General features: G+C 37.3%; 3 protein-coding genes. All 3 read left to right on the top strand.

Annotated features, from left to right (window positions below):
- Positions 1–365: 365 nt before the first annotated feature.
- Positions 366–3,446, top strand: coding sequence for a pneumococcal-type histidine triad protein (locus ADM33_RS03190; RefSeq protein ID WP_049503141.1), 3,081 nt, complete (start codon positions 366–368; stop codon positions 3,444–3,446).
- A gap of 228 nt (positions 3,447–3,674) precedes the next feature.
- Positions 3,675–4,604: a metal ABC transporter solute-binding protein, Zn/Mn family gene (locus ADM33_RS03185; RefSeq protein WP_049503140.1), complete on the top strand. Its 930-nt coding sequence runs from the start codon at positions 3,675–3,677 to the stop codon at positions 4,602–4,604.
- A 7-nt stretch (positions 4,605–4,611) separates the two neighbouring features.
- Positions 4,612–5,818 (top strand): pneumococcal-type histidine triad protein (locus ADM33_RS03180; protein WP_049503139.1); only part of this gene is annotated, 1,207 nt, incomplete at its 3' end.

Here is a 5,818-nt window from a genome sequence, read left to right as displayed (position 1 = left end):
AGAAGATAAGGATAACATTTCCTTTGTTTCGGATTTTATGCCATTTCAACAATAAAATATTATAAAGAGGAATCTATCTCATACTAGGGGATATTCCTCTTTTTTATCTAGATTTTACCTGAAAGTCAAAAAAATTCTTGACAGATTTATGTGATAGGAGTAAAATCTTAACTAGTTAAATAACCGGTTAATTATATAAGAAACTAACTCACTCGATCAAATCTTGTTAGATAAATAGAAAATAGAAGGAGGAGTTTTAAAAGTGATTTCGTTTTTCAGTTATATACTTAACCAGTTAAGGAAGTTCTTTAGGAAAAAGTGTAGTTCTTTATTTAACGAATAAATGAAATAGGAAGTGTGTTTAGATGAAAATCAATAAAAAATATGTTCTTGGTTCGGTAGCTCTTTTAGCATTAAGCCTTTCCAGTTATGAACTGGGGCGTTTCCAAGCGGTACAGACTAGCAAAGAGCCTAATCGTGTGGCTTATATAGAAGGGAATCAGGCTAGTACTAAGTCTGAAAATCTGACGCCAGATGAAGTTAGTCGGCGAGAGGGGATCAATGCTGAACAAATTGTTGTTAAAATTACTGATCAAGGTTATGTGACCTCTCATGGAGATCATTATCATTACTATAATGGCAAGGTTCCTTATGACGCTATCATCAGTGAAGAACTGCTGATGAAAGATCCGAATTATCAGTTGAAGTATTCAGACATTGTCAATGAAATCAAGGGTGGCTATGTGATTAAGGTAGACGGGAAATACTATGTTTACCTTAAGGATGCGGCTCATGCGGACAATATTCGTACAAAAGAAGAGATTAAACGTCAGAAGCAGGAACATAGTAGTAATCACGGGGCTGGTTCTAACGATCAAGCAGTAGTTGCAGCCAGAGCTCAAGGACGCTATACAACGGATGATGGGTATATCTTTAATGCCTCTGATATCATAGAAGATACAGGTGATGCCTATATCGTTCCTCATGGCAATCACTTCCACTATATTCCTAAGAGTGATTTGTCTGCCAGTGAATTAGCTGCTGCCCAGGCCTTCTTATCTGGAAAAGGCGGTCAATTAAGTACGGTTGAATATCGTTCAAGCAGAGGAGAAACAAGATCTAGTGTGAGAACTAGTCCATCTGAAACTCCTCAAAATCCTGCAACAGCTCCGGAGAGCGAAAATGAGGATTTAGCTAGTCTCCTTCAAGAATTGTACGCTTTGCCACTTAGCCAACGTCATGTGGAGTCTGATGGATTAGTATTTGACCCAGCACAGATTACAAAACGTACTGCAAATGGTGTGGCAGTTCCTCACGGAGATCATTTCCATTTCATTCCGTATTCGCAAATGTCTGCTTTGGAAGAAAAATTGGCTCGAAATCTGCCAATTGGAGGTCAGCCAATTCAAAGTCATGCTGATAATCCGAAACCAAGCAGTTCTGAGAAACCAAGTTCAACCATTAAACCAAACTTTAATCTCAATACGCCGGCACCGAATCGAGGAACTGGAGGAGCCTATACAACGGATGATGGGTATGTCTTTAGTCCGACAGATGTGATTGAAGATACAGGAGACGCTTTTGTTGTACCGCACGGCAATCATTTCCACTATATCCCTAAGAGTGATTTGTCAGCAAGAGAATTGGCTGCTGCCCAAGCTTATTGGAATGGTAAACAAGGCGCACATTCCTCTACAAGTTCAAGTAAACCAAGTAGTGATAATTCTAAGCAAGCTCAACCAAGTTTGACAGAGACTCCAAATCTGACTGTCACCCCAACTTATCATCAAAATCAAGGGGAAGACATTTCAACACTTTTAAGTGAATTGTATGCCAAACCTTTATCAGAACGCCATGTGGAATCGGATGGTCTAGTCTTTGATCCGGCACAAATCATCAAACGTACAGCTAACGGTGTAGCAGTGCCCCATGGAGACCATTATCACTTTATCCCTTATTCACAAATGTCTGATTTAGAGCAGAAGATTGCAAGAATGATTCCGTTAAAAGGGCAAAATGGATTAAACGAAATTGTTACAGATATTAAACCTTTAGCATCAAAAGAGGTAGTTCATAAGTTCTTAGGACAACCAATCAAAGCTTATGGAAAAGGTTTAGATGGCAAACCTTATGATACGAGCGATGGATATATATTTACCAAAGATTCAATCGATTCTGTTGATAAATCAGGTGTTATTGCCAAACACGGAGATCATTTCCATTATATGGGATATGGTGAATTAGAACAATTCGAATTGGATGAAGTTGCCAAATGGATTCAAGAAACTGGTAAAAATCCAGATTCCATCGTTTCTTCAGTACACTCAGATGAGGAGGAAAGACCAAAGTTTGATTATAAAAAAGTAACTAATAAAATTTCTAGAAATAGTAAAGTTGGTTATATAATTAATGAAGGTGGTAAAGATTATTTTTATTCACGTGAAGAACTCGATCTTACTCAAATAGCTTTTTCTGAGCAGGAACTAATGCTTAAAGATAAAGATAATTATCGTTATGATATTGTAGAAACAGAAATTAAACCAAGATTAGCTGTTGATGTATCTAGCTTGCCTATGCATGCAGCCAATACTACGTATGATACTGGAACTTCTTTCATTATTCCGCATATCGATCACATTCACGTCGTACCTTATTCTTGGTTAAATAGTGAGCAAATAGCAACTATAAAATATGTAATGCAACATCCTGATGTGCGTCCTGAAGTTTGGTCAAAACCAGGTCATGATGATGCTGGATCTGTTATTGCTAATGTAACTCCTCTTGAAAAACGTCCTGGAATGCAGAACTGGCAAATTATCCATTCTGCTGAAGAAGTTCAGAAAGCTCTTGCAGAAGGTCGATTTGCAACTCCTGATGGATATATTTTTGATCCTCAGGATGTATTGGCAAAGGGAACTTATATTTGGGCAGATAAATCTTTCAGTATTCCAAAAGCTAGTGGTGATTCATTGAGAAGTATCACTAAATCCGACTTATCAGAAGTAGAGTGGAAACAAGCTCAAGAGTTGATAGCTAAAAGAATGAAAGAAAAAGAATCCCAAAATGGGACGTTTACGAATAATAATGAAGAATTAAAACCTGATTCAAACAATCTTAAAAATATTGATAAAAATAAGACTGTTGTAGATAAAACTGAGGAGCAACCGAAGAATAATATAGGCGTAAATGAGACTGGTACAACCAACGAAATTCCTTCAGAAAACAAGGTTGAAGATAAAGAAAACTCCAAAGAAGAAAGTGACGATGATTTACCAGACTACGGATTGGATAAAGTAACTTTAAATGAACATATAGAAAAGTTAGCAAAAATTGCACAAATCGATCCTAAGTTTCTAATTTTTCAGCCAGAAGGTGTTCAGTTTTACAATAAAAATGGTGAATTAGTGATGTATGACATTAAGACACTAAAACAAGTAAAACCTTAAAATATATTTATTAATTATAATCTACTCGAAAGGATATTGTTCGATTTTTGATTGAATAATGTCCTTTTCTTTATTAAAAAGCTGAAATTTACTGTCTTAAAAATTGAATCAAGAAGTTCTAAAACAATGATTTTATTTTTGACGACTAAAAATCTTGACTTATTAAATAAAAAAAGTTAAACTATTTACTAGTTAATTAAATGGTTAAATACTAGTTAAGGAGTTGTTATGAAAAAAAGAAGTATCCTATGGCTTGTGCTTGCCTTCTTTGCTCTTACCATAGGAGCATGTGGACAAAAGGCCAGTCAAGACAAGAGTGATGAAACTAAGGGAATGAAGATTGTGACCAGTTTTTATCCTATCTATGCCATGGTCAAAGAAGTTTCAGGTGATCTAAATGATGTTCGGATGATTCAGTCTAGTTCTGGTATCCATTCCTTTGAACCTTCTGCAAATGATATCGCAGCCATATATGATGCCGATGTTTTTGTCTATCATTCTCATACACTAGAGTCATGGGCGGGAAGTTTAGATCCAAGCCTGCAAAAATCCAAGGTAAAGGTCTTAGAAGCATCAGAAGGTATGACCTTGGAGCGCGTGCCTGGCTTAGAAGATATGCAGGCAGGAGATGGGATTGATGAGAAAACCTTGTATGATCCTCATACTTGGTTAGATCCTGAAAAAGTTGCTGAAGAAGCACAGATTATTGCTGATAATTTATCCGAACTGGACAGTGCCAACAAGGATACCTATCAGAAAAACGCACAAAGTTTTAGTGCTAAGGCTCATGACCTAACTAAGAAATACCAACCGATATTTGAAAAGGCTAATCAAAAGACATTTGTGACCCAACACACAGCTTTTTCATATTTGGCAAAACGATTTGGACTTAATCAACTTGGTATTGCAGGTATCTCTCCTGAACAAGAACCAAGTCCAAGACAATTGACTGAAATCCAGGAATTTGTAAAGACTTATAAGGTCAAAACCATCTTTACAGAGAGCAATGCATCATCTAAGGTAGCGGACACACTTGTCAAATCAACAGGTGTGGGTCTTAAAACCCTCAATCCTTTAGAGGCAGACCCACAAAATGACAAGTCCTACTTGGAAAATCTAGAAGAAAATTTGGCTATCTTAGCTGAAGAATTGAAATGAGGAGATTATGAAGATTAATAAAAAATATCTAGCGGGATCTGCAGTGGTCCTTGCCTTAAGTGTCTGCGTTTATGCTTTGAATCAACATCAAGCACCTGAGAAAAAAGATGATAATCGTGTATCCTATGTTGACGGTAAAGGATCTGAAGCTAAGAAGAATGAATCTCTGACACCAGATCAAGTTAGCAAGAAGGAAGGAATAGAAGCTGAACAGATTGTTACCAAGATCACTGATCAAGGTTATGTGACGTCCCACGGCGACCATTTCCATTACTATAATGGTAAGGTGCCTTATGATGCTATCTTTAGCGAAGAACTGGTCATGAAAGATCCGAACTATCAGTTGCGTGATCAAGATATTGTCAATGAGATTAAAGGTGGCTATATCATCAAAGTGGACGGTAAATACTATGTCTATCTAAAAGATGCGAGTCACGCTGATAATATTCGCACCAAAGACCAAATCGAGCAACAAAAACAAGAACATACATCAGATAGTGGCAGTGCAAGTAAGGAAGTCCTTGTTGCCAGAGCACAAGGTAGATATACAACAGATGATGGTTATGTCTTTAATGCTGCAGATATTATTGAAGATACAGGTGATGCCTATATTGTTCCTCATGGTGGGCATTATCACTACGTTCCAAAGAGTGCTCTATCTTCAAGTGAATTAGCAGCAGCTCAAGCCTATCTAGCTGGAAGAGGAAGTCAACCAAGCCTGACGGATTATAAACCCAATCCAAGTGTTACACCAAGTTCTCAAGCCGATAGCCCAGCAACAAGCATCCCAGTAGATAAAGAGGATAGCCTCCAAAGTCTTCTTGCTCAGTTATATGCTTTACCAGTTAGTCAACGCTATCAAGAATCTGATGGTTTGGTATTTGACCCAGCTAAAATTACTAGTCGTACACCATCAGGAGTTGCGATTCCACACGGTAATCACTACCATTTCATTCCTTATAGTAGTATGTCTGCTTTGGAGCAAAAAATTGCTCGTTTGATACCACTTGGAGGTGTTCTAACACCAACAAAGCCGTTAGAAAATCAAAATAAACCAATAGTTCAGCGTGACCATGAAAATGTAACTCATAACAACCATCATGAGGATGAACATGATCATGGATTTGCAGCTGAGCGAGTGATCAGTGAGGATAAGCAAGGTTTTGTAGTTTCACATGGAGATCATGCCCACTATTTCTTTAAAAAAGATTTAT

The sequence above is a fragment of the Streptococcus oralis genome (assembly GCF_001075875.1).
Classification (GTDB): Bacteria; Bacillota; Bacilli; order Lactobacillales; family Streptococcaceae; genus Streptococcus; species Streptococcus oralis_I.
The sequence above is the reverse complement of the archived record's forward strand: the minus strand, read 5'-3'. Positions and strand labels throughout refer to the sequence as shown.

What these genes read in the sequence shown, in the direction of transcription:
- ADM33_RS03190 (WP_049503141.1), top strand. Translation starts at nt 366, where the DNA reads ATGAAAATCAATAAAAAATATGTTCTTGGTTCGGTAGCTCTTTTAGCA.
- ADM33_RS03185 (WP_049503140.1), top strand. Translation starts at nt 3,675, where the DNA reads ATGAAAAAAAGAAGTATCCTATGGCTTGTGCTTGCCTTCTTTGCTCTT.